Here is a 17,949-nt window from a genome sequence, read left to right as displayed (position 1 = left end):
TATGAGCGACGCGATCCTGCATTTTGCCGACGAACTGATGTCCTCGGGGTGGATCTACCTCGCCTTGTGGGGTTTCGCCGCGCTGGACGGGTTCTTCCCCGCCGTACCCAGCGAGACCCTGGTGGTCACCGCCGGCGTCTTCGCGGCCGGGAACAGCGCACCGAACATGTACCTCGTCATCGTGGTGGCTGCCCTGGGAGCCTTCGTGGGCGACCACGTCTCCTACCTGCTCGGCCGCGGCGCCGGCGGCCGCCTGCTGGACCGCGTCCGTCCTGGCACCCGCCGGCACGCCGCCGTCCTCTGGGCTCGTCGCTCCCTGGCCGAGCGCGGCGGGTTGGTCCTGGTCGTAGCGCGCTACATCCCCGGCGGCCGCACCGCCATCACCCTCACCATGGGGTCGGTCCGCTACCCACTTCGGCGCTTCAGTGCCTTTGCCGGGTTGGCCGCAGCGAGCTGGGCTGCCTACTGCTCCCTGGTCGGCTACATCGGCGGCAAGGCCTTCGAAGACAACCCTCTGAAAGGCGTGGCCCTGGGCATCGGCCTTGCCCTCGCAGTCACCCTCCTCGTCGAGCTGGCCCGCCACCGATTGAACAAACGCCGAGCTGCTCTCCCGGTCAGCGTGGGACGTTGAGGGCGATGGTGACCTGCTCGGACACCTTGGCAGCCAGCTCGAGGGCGGCGCGGCGGGTGGCGGGTTGGAGTGCGGCGTGGTCCAGCGGGCCTTCGGCGGCGATGTGCATGTCGGTGGGGATGTCCACCACGGCGGCCGCGCGGGACTCGAAGTACGGCCGGAGCTGCTTCTCGACCTCCTTGTTCACGTCGCCGGGACCGTTGGACACCGCGATCACCGCACGCCGGATCAGGCGCTGCGCCTCAGGCCCCTGGTTGTCCAGCTCCTCCAGCATCTGTACGGCGGCCGCGCACGACAGGCTCTTCCACTTGATCGGGATCACCAGCGCGTCAGCAGCCTTCATCGCCTCCCGCCAGTTGCTGGAGCCCTCGTTGTTCCCGGTGTCGATCACCAGGACCTTGTAGAAGCGGCTGAGCAGGCGGTGGATCTGGTCGAAGTCCTTCGCCTCGATCTGCGCGTACGTGGTGATCGCCGACGTCAGTACGTCGTACTGCCCCGCCACCTGGTGCCGCAGGTACGCCGCGACGTCGCCGAGCCGGGCGTCCGGCTGCGTCAGCATCGGCATCGCCTGCAGCATGTCCGTCACCGTGGACCGGGCGTTGGTGTCGTGCGTGCGGAGGTGCATGTTGCCGCGCAGCTCGTTGTTGTCCCAGGCCACGACCCCGCCGCCGCGTGCCTGCCCCAGCGCACCGGCCAGCAGCAGGGTGGTCGGCGTCTTGCCGGAGCCGCCCTTCGGGTTCGCCACCACGATGGTGACCGGGCGACGGAACGCCGTCGCCGCAGTCGCGCGGGCGATCCGCTCGGACCGCTCGGTGCTACCGGGACGGAGACGCAGGACGCTACGGACACCACGCTCCGCCGGGGCCTCGCGCGGCAGCGGCAGTGCCTGGATCAGCTCGTCGGTGCGGTACGACAGGTTCGGCGGCTGTTGCTGCGCGGGGTGCTGACCGGGGACGCCCTGCGGGAAGAAGTGCTGGGCGGCCGGTGACAGTGGCTGGGGCTGGCCCGGCTGGCCTTGCTGGCTTTGTTGCGGAGGTGGCTGCGGGCCCTGTGGCTGGGGCTGGAAGGAGGAGCCGCCGAAGACGGGGACGCTGGGTGGCTGGGGCTGCTGAGGGACTGGCGGGATGCTGCCGGTGTCCTCTGGGCTCTCAGCGCTCTCAGCGCTCTCAGCGCTGTCCGCCGCGACCGCGCTGTCCTCGTCCTGCTCCTCCGGCTCGGGCTGCGTCCACGAAGCGGCAGGCTCGGGGGCCGGCTGGGTCCAGGAGGGCGTCGGCTGGGTCGGCTGCTGCGGCTGGGTCCACGGGGCCGACTGGTTCACCACCGGGTTGACCGGCTGGTCGGTCCGCGACCACGAGTCGCTCTGGAAGTCCCCGGAGAGGGCGTCCGGCTTCTGGTCGGTCTCGTCGGCTTCCGGCTCCTGGTTCGGGTCCGGCTGGCTCCAGGACGGAGTCGGCTGCCACATTCTCCGGACCTCGGCCGCCGCCGCTTCCCGGTCCTTGTGCTGTCCGGAGTTGTGCGAGTCGGTCACGACCTGGATCCCCGATTCTGTGAGGGGGCGGGCGCCCCTGTGAGGCTGCTGGGTTGCTCGGGAGGGTGAGGTCTCCGCGAGAGGTCCACTATCCCATGACCGGGTGTCCTCATCACGTCACGACCCGGAGCGTCCACTATGCGTGAAAGAGCAGTCAGATCTCAGCGGCTTCGATGATCTCGAACGGCACCAGCGACAGGTTCGGCACCTGCTCGCCCCGCAGCTGAGCCAGCAACAGGTCCACAGCGGCCCGGCCCATCTCGGTCTGGTCCTGCCGCACATGCAGGTACGGCGGTCCGCCGATCGAGTCGCCCGGTGAGTCGAAGCACGCGACCTTGCGGTCACCACCGAGCGCACGGTCGACCATCCGAGCCAGGTTGTACTCACAGGCGATGTACGCCGTCACCTCCGGCATGCGGTCCCGGAACGCACGGATCGTGTCCATGTCCGCCCGTACGCTCTCGGTCGTCGTGGACCCAGGCAGCGTGCTGCGCAGATCGGTCAGCTCGTAGGCCCGCCCGCGTCCATCGAACGCAGACCGGAAGCCCTCCAGCCGCTCCTCGATCGACGAGGTGTTCACGGGAGGCGGTGAAACGAAGGCAATGTGCTCATGCCCCTGGTCGAGCAGACAGGTCGCGAGCGCACGAGCCGCGGCCACATTGTCGGTCTGGACGGCAGCTACAGGTATGCCGGACAGGTGGCGGTCCACCAGCACCACTGGGAAGCCGTCGAGCACCTGCCGCAGCAGACTGGCGTTGTAGAAGTCGCCGTGCACCGGGAAGACGATCAGGCCGTCCACCGAGGACACCAGCGAGTCGACTGCCTTCTCCTCGTCGGTCTGACGGCCATGAGTACGCCGTACCACCAGGTGGGCGCCGTACTCCGCGCAGCGCTCCTCGATCGCGTTGAGAAGGTCGAGCCCGTAGGACTCCGAGATGTCCGGGACGATCAGCGCGATCGAGCGGGCGTCGCGCCGGGTGACCGCGCGCAGCGGGATGGTGACTCCGGTCAGGTCCGGCAGACGGCGTACGACGAAGGTCCCCTTACCGCGGACGCGCTCGACGAGCCCGGCTTCCCGCAGTACCTCGAGGGCTCGCTTCGACGTGATCCGGCTGACCTCGAACTGGGCCGCGAGCTCCATCTCCGACGGCACCCGGTCCCCTGGGCGCAGCGTGCCGCGGCGGAGCTGCTCCAGCACGTGGGCGCAGATCCGCTCGTACAGCAGAGTCACAGCGCGTCTCCCTTGATCATCCCCGGTTGACATATCAAATCATCTCTTCGAGAACTGTCGGTGCCGCATGCCAGCGTGCGGACCATGGAGATCACTGGAAAGGTTGCCGTAGTCACCGGAGCGGCCGTTGGGATCGGCCGTGCGATCGCACCTAGGCGCGCTGGGAGCCGCGGTGGTGGTCGCGGACATCGATGCGGACGGCGGTGCGGAGACAGCCGAGCTGATCGGTCCATCGGCTCGGTTCGTCCAGGTGGACATGCGGGACGACGAGGCGGTGCGCTCGCTGATGGCATGTCAACCGCAGATCCTGGTCAACAACGCCGGCGGCGGAGCCGTGCTGACGCCGTGCTTCCCATCGGCGTCGGTGGAGCGGTGGTCGGCCTCGATCGACCTCAACCTGCGGGCGCCGATGCTCGCGCTGGACCTCGCGCTACCGGGCATGCAGGCCGCAGGTGGTGGAGCGGTGGTCAACGTGGGTTCCACCGCTGGTCTCGGCTTCGGTCCGCACGTCTCGCCGGAGTACAGCGCCGCCAAGGCCGCTCTGATCCGGCTGACGGCCACGCTGGCGCCACTGTCGTCGCAGCTGGGTGTTCGGGTGAACTGCGTCGTACCGGACTGGGTTGCGACCGAGCGTGGGGTCCGCGAGCGCGCTGCTCTGCCGCCGTCCGAGCGTGGTCCGGAGCAGGTCCCGCTGTCCACGCTGACCACTGCGGTGTCTTCGCTGATCCAGGACGACAGCTGCGCCGGGCGGGTCCTCCTGCTGGATCGCGGTGCAGAGCCGCGGTTCCTCAACTGACCATCGGCCGAGTGCGTGAAGAAGTCCGGAAAGGTTCCGGATGAAGTCCTGGTGAGGGACCTGGTCGGCTGACAACATTCCTGCATGAGCCGATTGCCCGCACCTGCCTTCGCCGTTCGACCCGTGGTGTCGATCGCGGTGCTGGTGGGCGTCGTCCTGACACTGCTGTCCGGGCGGTACGGGTACCACCGCGACGAGCTGTACTTCGTCGTGGCCGGGCGCCACCTCAGCTGGGGGTACGTCGACCAGCCGCCGCTGACGCCGCTGATCACCCGGATCTCGACGACGATCTTCGGCGACACCGTGATGGGCCTGCGGGTGCTGTCGACGATCAGCTGCGTCGTCACGATCATCGTGGTCGCGCTGATCGCTCGAGAGTTCGGGAGCGAGCGCCGGGGCCAGACACTCGCAGCGATCCTGGCCTCCGTGTCCGGGTTCGTGCTCGGCGTCGGTCACATGGTGTCGACGGCGACGTACGACCTGCTGGCGTGGATGCTGATCGCGCTCTTCGCCGTCAAGCTGCTGCGGACGCGGGACGGGCGGTGGTGGCTGGCGCTCGGCCTGACGGCCGGGATCGCGTTGGAGAACAAGTACTTGGTCGTGCTGCCGATCGGCGCGCTGCTGATCTCGGTGCTGATCGTCGGACCGCGGGAGGTGCTTCGGTCCTGGTGGCTGCCGGCCGGCGTCGCCCTCGCCGGTCTGCTCGCCCTGCCGAACGTGCTCTGGCAGATCCACCACGACTGGCCGCAACTGACTGTCGCCGGTGGGATCAGGGACGACGACGGCACCGAGAACCGGATCATGTTCGTGCCACTACAGATCCTGCAACTAGGACCGCTGCTGGTACCCGTTTGGGTCGCCGGATTCTTGTGGATCTGGCGACGGCTGCCGTGGGCGCGGTCGGTCGCGCTGGCCTACCCGGTGCTCTGCGTTGCCGTGCTCATCATCGGCGGGAAGTCGTACTACGCGCTGCCGTTGCTGCTCGTCCTGGTCGCCGCCGGTTGCGAGCCGGTCCTGGGCTGGATCGATCGTCACCGGCGAACGGCCGTGACGGCGCTCGTCATCACGGCGGTGACCTCGGCCGTGTTCACGCTGCCGGTGCTGCCGGCGTCCGCGGCCGACTTCGTGATCCCGGTGAACAAGGAGCAGGGCGAGCAGATCGGCTGGCCCGCATTCGCCTCGGCCGTCGCGACCGCGTGGGAGCGGATCCCACCCCAGTCGCGGTCGACCGCCACACTCTTCGCCGGAAACTACGGCGAGGCCGGAGCCCTGGTCCGCTACGGCCCGCAGCACGGACTGCCCACGGTCTACTCGGGTCACATGAGCTTCGCGGACTGGGCCCAACCACCGGACACCAACACCGGCATGGTGCTCCTCATCGAACTGAACCGCACCCCACGCTTCGAGTCCCACTTCCGCAACTGCACCCAGATCGGAACCATCAACAGCCTCGTCTCCAACGACGAAGACGGCACAGCCCTAGTCCTCTGCGACGCCCCCACCGAACCCTGGTCCGCCCTCTGGCCAAAGCTCAAAACCTTCTACTAACCCACGACCTCCCCACCTAACGGCCCACCCGCCAACCGCCCCGGACGACCGCCGAATAACTGCAGCAGTCGAGCGATGCCGCACCGGCACCGGTGAGCGGTCATCTGGCACCGGGCCGGACGGTGACACAGGCGGCAGGCGGCAGGCGGCAGGCGGCAGGCGGCAGGCGGCAGGCGGCAGGCGAAGACGATCATGGCGGCCGCAGCGACAGCAAATCCACCACGGCGGCCGGGCGAAGCGATGGCTGGACCTGCGGCTAACTGCGCAACCCAGCCTCAGCGGCGAGCCAAGCGAAGCGGTGGCTGCACCGGTAGCTGCCTGCCCACCCGGCCACAGCAGCCGAGCGGAGCGATGGCAAACCCCGGCGGCTAACTGCCCAACCCGGCCACAGCAGCCGAGCTAACCGCCCAACCCGGCCAGCGGCCGAGCTAACTGCCCAACCCAAGCACAGCAGCCGAGCCGACCGACAAAGACAACCACGGCGGCCGAGCTGACTGCCCAACCCAGCCACAGCGGCCGAGCGGAGCGATGGCCCAGGGGGTGCGGGTGGCGGAGCCCCCGCAACGCGGCAAGCGAAGCGCAGCCGCACAAATGATGAAGGCGACGAGGCCAACGCTTTCCGTTGGCACACGTCGCCTATCGCCTTCGTGGACGATACTGGGATCGAACCAGTGACCTCTTCCGTGTCAGGGAAGCGCGCTACCGCTGCGCCAATCGTCCGTCAACAGCCTCGGTGTACTGCGAGGTGTCGAGGTGGAGACGGGATTCGAACCCGTGTACACGGCTTTGCAGGCCGTTGCCTCGCCTCTCGGCCACTCCACCACTGAGAAAGCTGGCCCGCCGAACCCTCTCCGAGCGGACGACCGGGTTCGAACCGGCGACCTCAACCTTGGCAAGGTTGCGCTCTACCAACTGAGCTACGTCCGCAGTGCGACCGAAGGTGTCCCCGGCGCGAGAAGAACATTAGCCCATCCGAGCCGGAGTTCAAAAACGGGGGTCCCCCCGCCCGTCGACGTAGCGTCATCGGTTGGTCACCTTCGGACGGCCTGCCAGAACCGGATCGCCTGCGCACTAAGGTGTTGCGCGGAAGGAGCACGACATGCGTATCTGGCTCAACGGCGTCCTGCGGGACGACGCGGCGACGATCTCACCCCTGGACCACGGGCTGACCACCGGTGACGGAGTGTTCGAGACGATCAAGATCGTCGACGGACAACCGTTCGCCGTGACGCGGCACCTCGACCGCCTGGTCCGGTCCGCGGTCGGTCTCGGCCTCCCGGCACCGGACGTCGCCCAGATCGAGGACGGCATCGCCGCGGTCGTGGCCGCCGATCCCGGCATCCCGTTCGGCCGGCTGCGGATCACGTACACCGGCGGTGTCTCACCGCTGTCCTCGGACCGCGGTACGTCGGGCCCGACGATCCTGGTCGCGACGCAGGAGATCAAGCACCCCGCGTCGACCTCCGCGATCGTCACGGTCCCGTGGGTACGCAACGAGCGCAGCGCGGTCGCAGGCCTCAAGACCACGTCGTACGCCGAGAACGTCCGCGCCCTCGCCTACGCCAAGGAGCGCGGCGGCAGCGAGGCGATCTTCGCGAACACCGTCGGCCACCTCTGCGAAGGCACCGGCTCGAACATCTTCTGCGTGTACGACGGTGAGCTCGTCACGCCGACGCTCGAGTCCGGGGCGTTGGCCGGCGTGACGCGGCAACTGGTCCTCGAATGGTTCGGCGGTGTCGAGCGCGACGTACCTCTGGAAGCGATCTACCAGGCCGAGGAGATCTTCCTCACGTCCACCACTCGCGACGTCCAGGCGATCCAGAGCGTCGACGCGCACGACCTGACCGCGCCCGGCACCGTCACCGCCCAGGTCGCCAAGATCTTCGCCGAGCGGTCCGCCGAGAACCCGAACCCGTAAAGAGATCAGCCCGCGGGACGCGAGTCCCACAGGCTGATTCGGGTCACTCTCCGGATGCCTTGCGGCGCTCCCGGTACGCGGCGACGTGGAGCCGGTTGCCGCAGGTGCGGGCGTCGCAGTACCGCTTGGAGCGGTTCCGGGACAGGTCGATCAGGGCGTCGTCGCAATCCGGGGCCTCGCAGCGGCGGAGCCGTTCGCGTTCGCCGGCCGAGATCACCTGGGCAAGCGCGATCCCGCACTCGACCGTGATCCGGCACGCCAGCGACGAACCGTCGCGCGAGTAGTGGATGTGCCACGGGTGCCCGTCGTGGTTGGTCAGCCGCGGTGTCGACGTACCCCGCGCGATGATCGCGTTGATCATCGCCGCCGCGGCCGCATCGGAGTCCGTGGTGAAGACCGGCGAGAACAGCGGCCGCAGCTCGCGAACCTCCGCCAGGTCCTTCTCTGACAGGGAGTCGACCGCACTGACCTCGCGCTCCTGGACGAACTTCTCCAGTTCCTCGAGCGTCTCCAGCGTGTCGACCTGGCTGTTCGGTCCGGGCATGGTGTTGACGAGCCGGACCAGCGTGCCGAGCGCCTGCTCGGTGTCGTGCGAGAAAGTCACAATCACGTCTCCAACAAGACGGGATCTCCGTCCTCCAGCAAGAGTAGCCCGGCCGGATTAGATCGTCGCTTCATCATGCGCTATGGTTTCACCCGCAAGGCACCACCAGGCAACATCAGCATCATCTGTTGGGCGATTGGCGCAGTGGTAGCGCGCTTCGTTCACACCGAAGAGGTCACTGGTTCGAACCCAGTATCGCCCACCCAACGAACACGCAGGCCAGAGCGGGAACCCAGCACCAGCCGGGTCCCCGCTCTTCTCGTTTCAGCCCTCGTCAGGCAGCGAAAAGGCAGCAAGAGCCCCTAGAACCCGCTCCTGAGACCCTCCCTGGACCTGCGTGTAGATCATCAGCGTCGTCGTCGGCCGCTCGTGCCCCATCACCCGCTGCACGTCGGGAACCGGAACACCCGAGGTGATCAACCACGACGCGTACGAGTGCCGAAGGTCGTGGAACCGCAGACCGCCTTCGGCGTGGCGCGCTACTGCCTTGACGGCCTGAGCCTTGGTCTTGAACAGCTCGGTCGCTTCCCCTGCCGCGGTCGGCCACGTGCCCCGGAACTTGTCACCGTCCGCCGCGACCCCGCCCAGGAGTCCGGCCCGGACTAGCAGCGGCCGCCAGATGCGCGCCCGGAACAGCCGACACCTCGGTCATCACCGGCAACCGCACCCCAGACCAGCCGAAGCGCACCCCACCGGCCGACGCCGTCGCCGTCGTGCCGATGACATTCAACACGCTCAACGCGTGGGCGAATGGCAACGCGCACACTTACCCCCTCACAACTCTTTGTGCGGCTCTGGGATTGCACACACCGACTGTCGCTGTACCCTTCGCAAAACATGACCTAGCCGGCCATCCCGCTTGGCTCGCGTCGCTCGCTGTCCTGCGATACGCGGGGATTACGATTCTGGATCCACATACGGGGTCAGGCTCATCCATCGAGCCTGTGGCGTCGGGCACCGGTGACGATCTAGCGCGCGAGTTTGACTGGAATTGGATTCTTCGTGAGCTGGACCGACGGCATAGCAAAACAGGCTCATCACAGATGAGGGTGTAGAGCCGGTAAAGTACCGAAATGGCAAGAGCACACACAGGCAAGATGCCGAATGACCAGGTTCTGCGCTGGGCGGCTGAGGCGGTTGGCGGGACGAGCGTCGTTTCGTCCGAGGGCCTGACCCGCGGCGAGCACCGCCCTTCGGGCACGTTCCGCCTGGGTATCGAAGGACCGGCGGCCCGGACCAGGGACGTGATCTTGAAGGTCCCTGTCCGGGGATGGATCGCTGCCGCGTGGGTGATGACGAACGCACGCGCGCTTCAGCTGGCCGAGACTCATGGCCTGGCCGCGCCGCGGCTGATCGCTGCGGATCTCGACGGGAAGGCGAGCGGAACCGTGGCCACCCTGGAGACCTTCCTGCCCGGCAGCGCCGGTCTCTCGCCGACGGTTTCGGTCGCCCGGCTCCGCGAAGCGGGAGCGGCCCTTGCCAGGGTCCACGCCTTCAGGCTGGTTCCGCAGGCCCACCTGCCATACCGGCCGCGGCCGTGCGCCGTTGACGACCGCGCCGATGAACGCTTGCGGGGCCTGATGCCGACCACACCTCTGCTGCAGCAGGCCGACGAGCGGGTCAGGTCGCACGGGATGCCGGCAGTCGCGTCGGTGTTCGTGCATGGTGACGCCTGGGGCGGCAACATGCTGTGGGAGGGTGACCATTGCGTTGCGCTGATCGACTGGAATACAGCCGGGGCTGGTAACCCGGGCGTCGATCTCGGCAGCCTGCGGATGCAGATGACCCTTCAGTACGGCCAGGACGCGGCGTCCCATGTGTTGGAGGGCTGGGAGCGGCAGGCGGGCCGGGAGGCAGCCGGCGTGCCCTACTGGGATGCCGTGGCCGCGCTGAACACGCCGACAGTGATGGACGGTTGGGCGGGATTCGCCGACGACGGTAGCCTCCTGGGCGCCGCTGCCGTCACCGAAAGGCGCGACGCTTTCCTTCGCGCCGCTCTCAGTCAATGGTCATAAACATCAGACAGTCAGGCCTTCGGCCAGGTCCGCCAGTTGCTGAGCTCGATCACGCAGGAAACGTATCGGGTCATCCGACCAGAGAGAATCTGGCAGAAGAGCGCGATCGCAGCTGTCTTTGAGTTCCTTCTTGGGCAGTTAGCCGCCGGGTTGGCCTTCGCTTCGCTCGGCCGCTGTGGTCACGTTTCCTGTCGCCCGGGCCTTCGCTTCGCTCGGCTGCAGGGGTCGTTCAGGGCTTCGCTTTGGTTGCTGTTGGGTGAGTGCTGCGTGGGGCTCCGGCGATGGTTGCGGTGGTTTCGGTGATGGGGACTTCGTGGCCTGAGGCGCAGGTGACTGTTGTTTTTAGGGGTTGGCCGCAGGTGGTGTGGGTTAGGTGGAGGCGGCCTGGGGTGTCGTCCAGGGTGTCGCCCCAGTTGATTAGGGCTACGAGGATTGGGAAGAGGGATCTGCCGCGCTCCGTGAGGACGTACTCGTGGCGGGTTCTTGAGCCGGGCTCTTGATACGGGCGCTGGGTCAGTAGGTCGTCGGCCAGTAGTTGCTTCAGGCGCTCGGCGACCGCTTCACTCAGGCCGGTGCGGCTGGCTAGTTCGTCGAAGTGTTTGGCGCCGTAGAAGAGTTCCCGCAGCAGGATCAGGGCGGAGCGGGTGCCGATCAGTTCCAGTGCGCGCTCCAGGCGGCAGTTGCCTTCGGCGGTCCAGGCGTCCCGGTTCTCGAAGGCGCCGGCTCGGGTGATGACGTCCGTGTCGTTGGGTGCCACGATTGTCACCACTAGCCAGATGGCCCCGAGACGGTCCGAAGCGTCCGTACGGCGGCGGTGGGCGGCGGTGCTCGCGTTGTGCCTCGGCGTGATGATGGCCTTCGTCAACATCACCGCGACGGTGTCGGCGCTGGCGGCGATCCAGACGGATCTGCACACGTCGCCGAGTCAGTTGGTGTGGATCAGCAGCGCCTACAGCCTGTTGGTGGTCAGCGTCGTGATGTCGGCGGGGACGCTGGGCGACCTCGCCGGCCGGCGGCTGGTCTTCACGATCGGCGCCTTGGTGTTTGCGGCCGGCAGTGCGATGGCCGTGGCGGCAGGGAGCACTGGAGTCCTGATCGCGGCCGAGGCGATCATGGGCCTGGGCGGAGCGGCCGTGCTGCCGACGAGTCTGTCGATCGTCAGCCACAACTTCACCGATCCGCAGGTGCGGACCGTGGCGATCAGCGTCTGGGCTGCGTTCTCCGGGATCGGCCTGGCGGTTGGGCCGGTCCTGGCGGGGGTGCTGCTGACCCACTTCAGCTGGCACGCCGTCTTCGTGCCCAACGTCATCCTCGGCGTGATCGTGCTGGTCGCCACGGCCGTGCCGACGGCGGTGTTCGTCCGTCGGCGCTAGTCAGGCGTTACTGAGGCGGTCCATCGCCTCGGTTGGGAGCTGCAGGTCGACGGCGCCCAGGGCCTCGTCCAGCTGGGCGACTGAGGAGGGGCCGATCAGGGGCACGATGTTCTGGTGCAGGAGCCAGGCCAGGACCACCTGGTTCGTGGTCGCGTTCAGGTCGCGGGCGGTCTGGCGGAGTACCTCGTACCGGGCGTACGCCGTCGGGTGCGCGTAGCCACGCTCAGCCCAGAACGGGCGGTCTGCGCGGCTGTACGAGCCGCCCAGTAGCGCCTGGTACGCGACCAGCGTCACCTCCGGGTGCTCCTGCAGATAGTCGAGGTGCTCGAGACCTGCATGCTGGTAGTGCGCGGTGCCCCGGCGGGAGACGCCTTGTAGCGCAGGCGGATTGGGCCAGAGGTACGTGTAGTGCTGCTGGACCACGGAGTACTGCGCCACGCCCTGCGCCGCCGCTAACTGCCGGGCTCGGTCCAGTCGCCACGCTGCCGTGTTGCTGCAGCCGATCAGGTCCACCGTGCTGTCTGCAGCGAGACGACCAAACGCTGCGACCGTTTCGTTGAGCGGTGTAGTGCGGTCGTCGATGTGGGCGTAGTACAGGTCGATTCGGTCGGTACCGAGCCGGCTGAGGCTGCCTTTGACGGCGGAGGCGACCGTGTCGGCGCCGAGGCCTTCCCAGTGCGCGTCGCCAGGGTCCCCGGGGCGAGTGGTGCGTGCTCCGCACTTCGTCGCGATCACCAGGTCGTCGCGGTTGCCGCGGGAGCGCAGCCACTCCCCCAGCAGCTGCTCGCTCTCGCCACCGTGGCCGGTCCACTGGTTGTAGTTGTTCGACGTGTCGATGAAGGTGCCGCCGGCTTCGACAAAGCGGTCGAGGATGGCGTGGGCAGTCTCGGGTGGGGTGGAGCTGCCGAAGTTCATGGCACCCAGGCAGAGCGCGCTGACGGGTCGACGGCCTCCGAGCGTTCGCGACAACATGCATCCACCCTGCCTGTTCGAGCGCGGTCTAGGTCAAGCGCTACCCGTTCCAGACGCCGTTCTCCATCAGTACGCGGTCCTTGAGCTCGTCGACCTCGCGCCAGGCCTGGATCTTGGCCGGCGTGACCCGGATGAACAGGTAGTTCCGCAGCGGCCGCGGATCGAAGCCGGCCTTGGCCGCGAAAGCATCTCCCTCGGCCTCGGCCAGCTCTTCGGTGGGAACGAACGCCGCGGTCCCGGTGATGTGGACGAGATCGCGGATCTCGCCGATCGTCAGCTGAAGCACCGGATTCTCGAGCAGGTTCCGGGCAGTCGGGTTCTTGGCGGCCGTCGACAGCAGCAACGTCGTCCCGTCCCACAGGAACGAGAGCGGCATCAGGTACGGCGTACCGTCCAGCGACGCGGTCGCGATCCACGCGTCGACGTCGTCCTCCAGCCGTCGGAGCGTGTCCTGCTTACGCTGTGCGTACGAGCGGGCTGGTGGCGTCATGGTCGGCTCCTCTGTCACATGCGTCGCTGGTGGTGCGTCATCCCGGTGACGGCGCTGTGCCGGTGAGTGTGACAGGTGGAGGGTGTGGTCGGGATGCGCGGGGACGAGTGGCTGGCTGATCGGTTCGAGGAGAATCGGGGACGGCTGCGGGCGGTCGCGTTCCGGATCCTGGGGTCCGAGGCGGAGGCCGAGGACGCGGTGCAGGAGGCGTGGATCCGGCTCAGTCGCAGCGATGCCGGCGCGATCGACAACCTCGGCGGGTGGTTGACGACTGTGGTCGGGCGGATCTGTCTTGATCAGCTGCGGACCCGCCGCGGACGACCGGAGCAGCCGATCCACGACGTGGTCGTGGACGACGTCGTGTCCGATCCGGAGCTCGAGGTCGTGCAGGCGGATTCGGTCGGGCTCGCGCTGCTCGTCGTACTCGAGACGCTGACGCCGGCCGAGCGATTGGCGTTCGTGCTGCACGACCTGTTCGCCGTACCGTTCGATGACATCGCGCCGATCATCGGGAAGTCGCCGGCGGCCGCGCGGCAGCTGGCCAGCCGGGCGCGGCGCCGGGTTCGGGGTACACCGGAACCGGTCGACGTCGACGTGGTTCGGCAGAAGGAGGTCGTGGCCGCGTTCCTTGCGGCGGCGCGGAACGCGGACTTCGCGGCGTTGCTCGAGGTGCTCGATCCCGAGGTCGTCGTCCGAGCCGACGAGACGGTCGCCGCGCGTGGGATCGCCGCGGTCATCGAAGGGGCACCACTGGTGGCGCAGACGTTCAGCGGGCGGGCGCACGCGGCGCGGCTCATGCTCGTCGACGGGATGCCTGGCCTGGTGTGGATGCAGCGCGGCGAACCGCAGGTTGTGTTCTCTTTCACGGTGGTCGACGGGCGTGTCGCCGCGATCGACCTGCGGGGCGATGCGTCGTCCCTGCGAGCCACCGAACTGGCGTCATTGCCAGGGTGATCGGGGTACTGCGATCGGCGTGGCGACTGGACAATCGGAGCCGGATTCAGCTCCTCGTCGCGGGCGCCGGAAGCGGGTGGAATCTGGTTTTTGTGCGGGCCGAAAGTGCGCTACTGTTCTGCTCTCGCACCGAGCGGAAACGCCTCGGAGTGACTGCGGACGTAGCTCAGTTGGTAGAGCGCAACCTTGCCAAGGTTGAGGTCGCCGGTTCGAACCCGGTCGTCCGCTCGGAGAGGGCTCGGCTTTCTCAACGCCTACTGTCAGTGGTGGAGTGGCCGAGAGGCGAGGCAACGGCCTGCAAAGCCGTGTACACGGGTTCGAATCCCGTCTCCACCTCGAGAACTCCACAGTACCGAGGACGATTGGCGCAGCGGTAGCGCGCTTCCCTGACACGGAAGAGGTCACTGGTTCGATCCCAGTATCGTCCACGAAGGCGATGGGCGAGCTGTGCCTGCGGAAAGCGCAGGCCGGCTCGCCTTCGTCATTTGTGCGGCTGCGCTTCGCTTGCCGCGTTGCGGGGGCTCCGCCACCCGCACCCCCTGGGCCTTCGCTTCGCTCGGCCGCTGTGGCTGGGTTGGGCAGTCAGCTCGGGCGTTGTGGGTGCCTTTGTCGATCGGCTCGGCCGCTGTGGTTGGGTTGGGCAGTTAGCTCGGCCGTTGTGGTTGCGGTTGTCGGTCGGCTCGGCTGCTGTGGTTGCGTTTGTCGGTCGGCTTGGGTGCTGTGGTTGCGTTTGGCTTTTACATGCGGAGGTGGGAGGCGCCGTTGAAGTCTAGGATTGTGCCGGTGGCGAATTCGGCTTCGGGGGAGGCTAGGTAGAGGATTGCGGTGGCTACTTCGGAGGGGGTGGCTACGCGTTCCAGGGGGCTTTCCAGGCGGCGGCGGTCGTAGCCGGGGCCGGAGAGGTTGGGGGCGGCCATGTCTGTGACGGTCCAGCCGGGGGCTATGGCGGTGACGGCGATGCCTTCGGGGCCTAGGGCTCGGGCCAGTGACTGGGTGAAGGACACCAGGGCTGCTTTGGAGGCTCCGTAGGCGGGTTGGTTTGGTTCGCCGCGGAAGGCGCCTCTCGACGAGACGTTGATGATGCGGCCGCCTCGAGTCATGTGCTGTACGGCGCACCAAGTGGCGTTGGCCGGTCCAACGAGGTTGACGGCGAGGGTGTCCGCCCAGGCTTGTTGCCATTCGGCGTACGTTGTCTTGCGGATGTGGTGGGGGTGGTAGACGCCGGCGTTGTTGACCAGTACGTCGATGGAGCCGAGAGCGCGCGCTGCGTCGTTCACCATCGTCTCGACTGCTGCAGGGTCAGACAGGTCGGCTTGGACCATGGTGTGGCCGGAGCCGGGGAGTTCTTTCAGGACTTGGGCTGCGGCGTCCGGGGAGGCGCTGTAGTGGACCGCCACTCGATCGCCGGCTGCCGCGAACGCGTGCGCCGTTGCCGCGCCGATCCCGCGTGAAGCCCCGGTCACCAGAACAGATCGGTTCATGGTCCCGATCCTTGCATCCCCGGCCGGTCGGTGCTCAGGGTCTTGGTTTGTGGTCGCGGCGGTACGACTTGCTCGTCCGGACCCATTCCTTCTTCATCTCCGAGCGCAGCCGCGCATCCGCCCGGCGCGCCATGTAGGCCGCCTCCTTCTGCAGCTTCACCCAACTTTCGTACCGTCGGTAAGGAAGCGTGCCGTCGTCGAGGCCGGCACGGACCGCGCAGCCCGGTTCGGTGACGTGGGAGCAGTCCTTGAACTTGCAGAGATCTGCCAGCGCGGTGACGTCGGGAAAGGCGGCCGCGAGGCCCTCGCCTGATTCCTGCAGGCCGATCCCCCGCAGCCCAGGCGTGTCGATCACGACCCCGCCCGACGGCAGCACGATGAGTTCACGCCGTACCGAGGTGTGCCGCCCCTTGCCGTCCTCACGGATCGCCTGCACGTCCAGCAGCTCCACACCGGCCAGGGCGTTTACCAGCGAGGACTTACCCGCGCCGCTGGACCCCAGCAGCGCCACGGTCGCGTTGCCATCCAAGAGCGCTCGCACGCTCTCCAGACCGAAGCCGGTCGACGCACTGCACACCAGTACGTCGGCTCCCGGCGCAGCCACCGCCACGTCGTCGGCGATCGAGTCCGCATCCCCGACCAGGTCCGACTTCGTCAGTACGACGACCGGTCGCGCCCCGCTCTCCCACGCCAACGCCAGGAACCGCTCGATCCGTCCGATCCGCGGCTCCGGCACCAGCCCGATGACGATCGCGATCACGTCGACGTTGGCCGCGAGCACCTGACCACGCGACGATCCGCCGACCTCCGCGCGCACGATCGTCGTACGGCGTGGCAGCACCGACTCGAGCGTGATCCGTTCGTCCGGCCAGAACCGCAGGACGACCCAGTCCCCGGTACAGGGGCCGGCCTGTGGATCCGCGGCGATCGCGGCGAGCAACGCACCGGACCAGGTCGCACGGACCGGTCCGTCCTCGGTGAGTACGGTCGCCAGGCCCTTGTCGACCCGGGAGACACGACCCGGCACCAAGTCCGGGAAAGACAGCAGGACATCGGCCGTGGAACCGTCGAGTCCCAGGGCCTGGAGTGTGGCTGACATGCGAACCCTTTCGGAGGGTCCGGCCGCGAGCTCAGCTCAGCGGACGGACGAGGTAGGAGACATCGGCCCGATGGGCCTGGATCAAGCTCATGGCGGGTGCCTCCCTTCCGGTCCGGAGCGGTCCTGAGCGACGACCGCGTGTCGCGTTCAGCCTAGGTCTTCGGTGTCACTCTGCGCACCGGATTTTCCGACCGGAAGCGCAGCATCGACCTCAGGCACGGCGTCAGCCTCAGCGTCAGGCTCAGCATCAACCTCAGGTTGAGGGTCACCCTTAAGCTTCCGAACGACCGGCGGCTTCTCCCCCAGCTCCGCGATCTTCCGTGCCACGCCGGCTTCGGCCCGCTCGTCTTCATGCACCGGAGTCAGCGTGCCGTGCTCGTGGTGCGGCTCCGGCTCGGCCTTCATCACCGGCTCCGGTTCCTCGTCCTCCGCCGCCGCGACTTCGGCGACATGCGCCTTGTGCGGCCACAGCCGGTCCACCACCGCATTCAGCGCGGCCCCGATCAGTACGGCGATCGCGGTCATGTACAGCCACATCAGTACGGCGATCGGCGCGGCCAGCGGTCCGTAGATCGACGTACCGCCGACCGTGCTCTGCAGGATCCAGCGGAGCACGAAGCTGCCCAGGATCCAGATCGACAGCGCCAGGAACGAGCCGGGCAGGTCGGAGACCCACGGCGTCCGGACCGGCACCGACAGGTGATACAGGGTGTTCAAGAACCCCGCCGACAGAATCGTGACCACGGGCCAGTACAGCTGGTTCAGGAAGTCGAGCCGGTGCGGCAGCAGCGCGTCGACCGCGTCCGGGCCGGCCAGCACCAGCGGCAGCACGATCACGCCGATGACAAGCGCGGCGCAGTACAGGCTGAACGAGAGCACGCGGGTCCGGACGATGCCGCGCTTGCCGCCCATCCCGTACATGATCGTGATGGTGTCGACGAACACGTTCAGCGCGCGGCTGCCGGACCAGAGCGCGAGCACGAACCCGATCGAGACCACGTCCGGCCGGCCACCGTTCAGGACCTGGTCCAGCGTCGGGGCGATGACGTTCTTGATCGAGTCGTCGGTCAGCGCCCGGGCCGCCAGGTCGACGATCTGCTGCTTGATGTCGTTGATCGTCTCGACCGCGAACCACTTGCTCGCGATGTAACCGAGCGAGCCGGCGAGGGCGAAGATCAGCGGCGGCAGCGAGCCGATCGCGAAGAACGCTCCCTCGGCCGCCAGCCCGGTGACGCGGTAGCGCAGGCAGACGCCGATGGTCTGCGTGACCAGCTTCCAGGCCACCGCAGGGATCCTGCGAACCCATCCG

The 17,949-nt window shown here is 67.8% G+C and carries 17 protein-coding genes and 7 tRNA genes; 11 read left to right on the top strand and 13 right to left on the bottom strand.

Annotation, left to right across the window (positions count from 1 at the left end):
• Position 1 precedes the first annotated feature (1 nt).
• On the top strand, positions 2 to 631 hold the full coding sequence (locus tag AB0E69_RS19715) for a DedA family protein (RefSeq protein ID WP_360147433.1): 630 nt from the start codon (positions 2 to 4) through the stop codon (positions 629 to 631).
• On the opposite strand, the gene AB0E69_RS19710 is transcribed toward AB0E69_RS19715, so the two are convergent.
• Positions 615 to 2,159, bottom strand: a complete 1,545-nt coding sequence (locus AB0E69_RS19710; protein WP_360147430.1) for an AAA family ATPase — start codon at positions 2,157 to 2,159, stop codon at positions 615 to 617. The two genes, AB0E69_RS19715 and AB0E69_RS19710, sit on opposite strands and share 17 nt — an antisense overlap.
• A gap of 154 nt (positions 2,160 to 2,313) precedes the next feature.
• A complete protein-coding gene (locus tag AB0E69_RS19705) occupies positions 2,314 to 3,390 on the bottom strand; it encodes a GntR family transcriptional regulator (RefSeq protein WP_360147427.1) in 1,077 nt (358 codons plus the stop codon).
• A 139-nt stretch (positions 3,391 to 3,529) separates the two neighbouring features.
• Here AB0E69_RS19705 and AB0E69_RS19700 point away from each other — a divergent pair, with 139 nt between their 5' ends.
• Positions 3,530 to 4,186 (top strand): SDR family NAD(P)-dependent oxidoreductase, encoded by a 657-nt coding sequence (locus tag AB0E69_RS19700; RefSeq protein ID WP_360147424.1) that lies wholly within the window; start codon positions 3,530 to 3,532, stop codon positions 4,184 to 4,186.
• An 84-nt stretch (positions 4,187 to 4,270) separates the two neighbouring features.
• On the top strand, positions 4,271 to 5,734 hold the full coding sequence (locus AB0E69_RS19695) for a glycosyltransferase family 39 protein (protein WP_360147421.1): 1,464 nt from the start codon (positions 4,271 to 4,273) through the stop codon (positions 5,732 to 5,734).
• Positions 5,735 to 6,382: 648 nt separating this feature from the next.
• Here AB0E69_RS19695 and AB0E69_RS19690 read toward each other — a convergent pair.
• The 3 genes from AB0E69_RS19690 to AB0E69_RS19680 form a co-directional block, all read right to left on the bottom strand.
• Positions 6,383 to 6,454, bottom strand: a tRNA-Val gene (locus AB0E69_RS19690).
• A 31-nt stretch (positions 6,455 to 6,485) separates the two neighbouring features.
• Positions 6,486 to 6,556 (bottom strand) — tRNA-Cys (locus tag AB0E69_RS19685).
• A gap of 32 nt (positions 6,557 to 6,588) precedes the next feature.
• Positions 6,589 to 6,661 (bottom strand) — tRNA-Gly (locus AB0E69_RS19680).
• Between the two features lie 172 nt (positions 6,662 to 6,833).
• On the opposite strand from AB0E69_RS19680, the gene AB0E69_RS19675 reads away from it, so the two are divergent.
• Positions 6,834 to 7,652, top strand: a complete 819-nt coding sequence (locus AB0E69_RS19675; RefSeq protein WP_360147418.1) for an aminotransferase class IV — start codon at positions 6,834 to 6,836, stop codon at positions 7,650 to 7,652.
• 43 nt (positions 7,653 to 7,695) lie between these two features.
• Here AB0E69_RS19675 and AB0E69_RS19670 read toward each other — a convergent pair whose 3' ends face one another.
• Positions 7,696 to 8,262, bottom strand: coding sequence for a CGNR zinc finger domain-containing protein (locus tag AB0E69_RS19670; RefSeq protein WP_360147415.1), 567 nt, complete (start codon positions 8,260 to 8,262; stop codon positions 7,696 to 7,698).
• A 124-nt stretch (positions 8,263 to 8,386) separates the two neighbouring features.
• Here AB0E69_RS19670 and AB0E69_RS19665 point away from each other — a divergent pair.
• Positions 8,387 to 8,458: transfer RNA gene (locus tag AB0E69_RS19665), tRNA-Val, on the top strand.
• A 62-nt stretch (positions 8,459 to 8,520) separates the two neighbouring features.
• Here AB0E69_RS19665 and AB0E69_RS19660 read toward each other — a convergent pair.
• A complete protein-coding gene (locus AB0E69_RS19660; protein WP_360148519.1) occupies positions 8,521 to 8,772 on the bottom strand; it encodes a tyrosine-type recombinase/integrase in 252 nt (83 codons plus the stop codon).
• A 581-nt stretch (positions 8,773 to 9,353) separates the two neighbouring features.
• Here AB0E69_RS19660 and AB0E69_RS19655 point away from each other — a divergent pair.
• The gene (locus AB0E69_RS19655; RefSeq protein ID WP_360147412.1) at positions 9,354 to 10,271 is read left to right on the top strand and encodes an aminoglycoside phosphotransferase family protein; all 918 of its coding nucleotides are present in this window, start codon (positions 9,354 to 9,356) and stop codon (positions 10,269 to 10,271) included.
• A 229-nt stretch (positions 10,272 to 10,500) separates the two neighbouring features.
• Here AB0E69_RS19655 and AB0E69_RS19650 read toward each other — a convergent pair whose 3' ends face one another.
• A complete protein-coding gene (locus AB0E69_RS19650; protein WP_360147409.1) occupies positions 10,501 to 11,028 on the bottom strand; it encodes a helix-turn-helix domain-containing protein in 528 nt (175 codons plus the stop codon).
• A gap of 19 nt (positions 11,029 to 11,047) precedes the next feature.
• Here AB0E69_RS19650 and AB0E69_RS19645 point away from each other — a divergent pair, with 19 nt between their 5' ends.
• Complete coding sequence (locus AB0E69_RS19645) at positions 11,048 to 11,644, top strand: MFS transporter (RefSeq protein ID WP_360147406.1); 597 nt, start codon at positions 11,048 to 11,050, stop codon at positions 11,642 to 11,644.
• On the opposite strand, the gene AB0E69_RS19640 is transcribed toward AB0E69_RS19645, so the two are convergent.
• Both AB0E69_RS19640 and AB0E69_RS19635 read right to left on the bottom strand, forming a co-directional pair.
• A complete protein-coding gene (locus tag AB0E69_RS19640) occupies positions 11,645 to 12,616 on the bottom strand; it encodes an aldo/keto reductase (protein WP_360147403.1) in 972 nt (323 codons plus the stop codon).
• Between the two features lie 40 nt (positions 12,617 to 12,656).
• Positions 12,657 to 13,106, bottom strand: coding sequence for a pyridoxamine 5'-phosphate oxidase family protein (locus AB0E69_RS19635; RefSeq protein ID WP_360147400.1), 450 nt, complete (start codon positions 13,104 to 13,106; stop codon positions 12,657 to 12,659).
• Between the two features lie 93 nt (positions 13,107 to 13,199).
• Between AB0E69_RS19635 and AB0E69_RS19630 the strand changes: the two genes are divergently transcribed.
• The 4 genes from AB0E69_RS19630 to AB0E69_RS19615 all read left to right on the top strand — a co-directional run bounded on the left by AB0E69_RS19630 (position 13,200) and on the right by AB0E69_RS19615 (position 14,488).
• Positions 13,200 to 14,060 carry a sigma-70 family RNA polymerase sigma factor gene (locus tag AB0E69_RS19630; protein WP_360147397.1) on the top strand — a complete coding sequence of 287 codons (861 nt, stop codon included), beginning with the start codon at positions 13,200 to 13,202 and terminating at the stop codon, positions 14,058 to 14,060.
• Positions 14,061 to 14,215: 155 nt separating this feature from the next.
• Positions 14,216 to 14,288 (top strand) — tRNA-Gly (locus AB0E69_RS19625).
• Between the two features lie 37 nt (positions 14,289 to 14,325).
• A tRNA-Cys gene (locus tag AB0E69_RS19620) sits at positions 14,326 to 14,396 on the top strand.
• Between the two features lie 20 nt (positions 14,397 to 14,416).
• Positions 14,417 to 14,488, top strand: a tRNA-Val gene (locus tag AB0E69_RS19615).
• A 309-nt stretch (positions 14,489 to 14,797) separates the two neighbouring features.
• Here AB0E69_RS19615 and AB0E69_RS19610 read toward each other — a convergent pair.
• The 3 genes from AB0E69_RS19610 to AB0E69_RS19600 all read right to left on the bottom strand — a co-directional run bounded on the left by AB0E69_RS19610 (position 14,798) and on the right by AB0E69_RS19600 (position 17,924).
• Positions 14,798 to 15,541 carry an SDR family oxidoreductase gene (locus AB0E69_RS19610; RefSeq protein ID WP_360147394.1) on the bottom strand — a complete coding sequence of 248 codons (744 nt, stop codon included), beginning with the start codon at positions 15,539 to 15,541 and terminating at the stop codon, positions 14,798 to 14,800.
• 34 nt (positions 15,542 to 15,575) lie between these two features.
• A complete protein-coding gene (rsgA, locus tag AB0E69_RS19605; protein WP_360147391.1) occupies positions 15,576 to 16,640 on the bottom strand; it encodes a ribosome small subunit-dependent GTPase A in 1,065 nt (354 codons plus the stop codon).
• A 147-nt stretch (positions 16,641 to 16,787) separates the two neighbouring features.
• The gene (locus AB0E69_RS19600) at positions 16,788 to 17,924 is read right to left on the bottom strand and encodes a YihY/virulence factor BrkB family protein (RefSeq protein WP_360147388.1); all 1,137 of its coding nucleotides are present in this window, start codon (positions 17,922 to 17,924) and stop codon (positions 16,788 to 16,790) included.
• Positions 17,925 to 17,949: the final 25 nt, after the last annotated feature.

It is taken from the genome of Kribbella sp. NPDC026611 (assembly GCF_040638345.1).
GTDB lineage: Bacteria > Actinomycetota > Actinomycetes > Propionibacteriales > Kribbellaceae > Kribbella.
The sequence above is the reverse complement of the archived record's forward strand: the minus strand, read 5'-3'. Positions and strand labels throughout refer to the sequence as shown.

Bases quoted from the DNA above. Each gene is read 5' to 3' on its own strand.
- AB0E69_RS19715 (WP_360147433.1), top strand. From the start codon at position 2: ATGAGCGACGCGATCCTGCATTTTGCCGACGAACTGATGTCCTCGGGG.
- AB0E69_RS19695 (WP_360147421.1), top strand. From the start codon at position 4,271: ATGAGCCGATTGCCCGCACCTGCCTTCGCCGTTCGACCCGTGGTGTCG.
- AB0E69_RS19675 (WP_360147418.1), top strand. From the start codon at position 6,834: ATGCGTATCTGGCTCAACGGCGTCCTGCGGGACGACGCGGCGACGATC.
- AB0E69_RS19655 (WP_360147412.1), top strand. From the start codon at position 9,354: ATGCCGAATGACCAGGTTCTGCGCTGGGCGGCTGAGGCGGTTGGCGGG.
- AB0E69_RS19645 (WP_360147406.1), top strand. From the start codon at position 11,048: ATGGCCCCGAGACGGTCCGAAGCGTCCGTACGGCGGCGGTGGGCGGCG.
- AB0E69_RS19640 (WP_360147403.1), bottom strand. From the start codon at position 12,616: ATGTTGTCGCGAACGCTCGGAGGCCGTCGACCCGTCAGCGCGCTCTGC.
- AB0E69_RS19635 (WP_360147400.1), bottom strand. From the start codon at position 13,106: ATGACGCCACCAGCCCGCTCGTACGCACAGCGTAAGCAGGACACGCTC.
- AB0E69_RS19630 (WP_360147397.1), top strand. From the start codon at position 13,200: ATGCGCGGGGACGAGTGGCTGGCTGATCGGTTCGAGGAGAATCGGGGA.
- AB0E69_RS19610 (WP_360147394.1), bottom strand. From the start codon at position 15,541: ATGAACCGATCTGTTCTGGTGACCGGGGCTTCACGCGGGATCGGCGCG.
- rsgA (WP_360147391.1), bottom strand. From the start codon at position 16,640: ATGTCAGCCACACTCCAGGCCCTGGGACTCGACGGTTCCACGGCCGAT.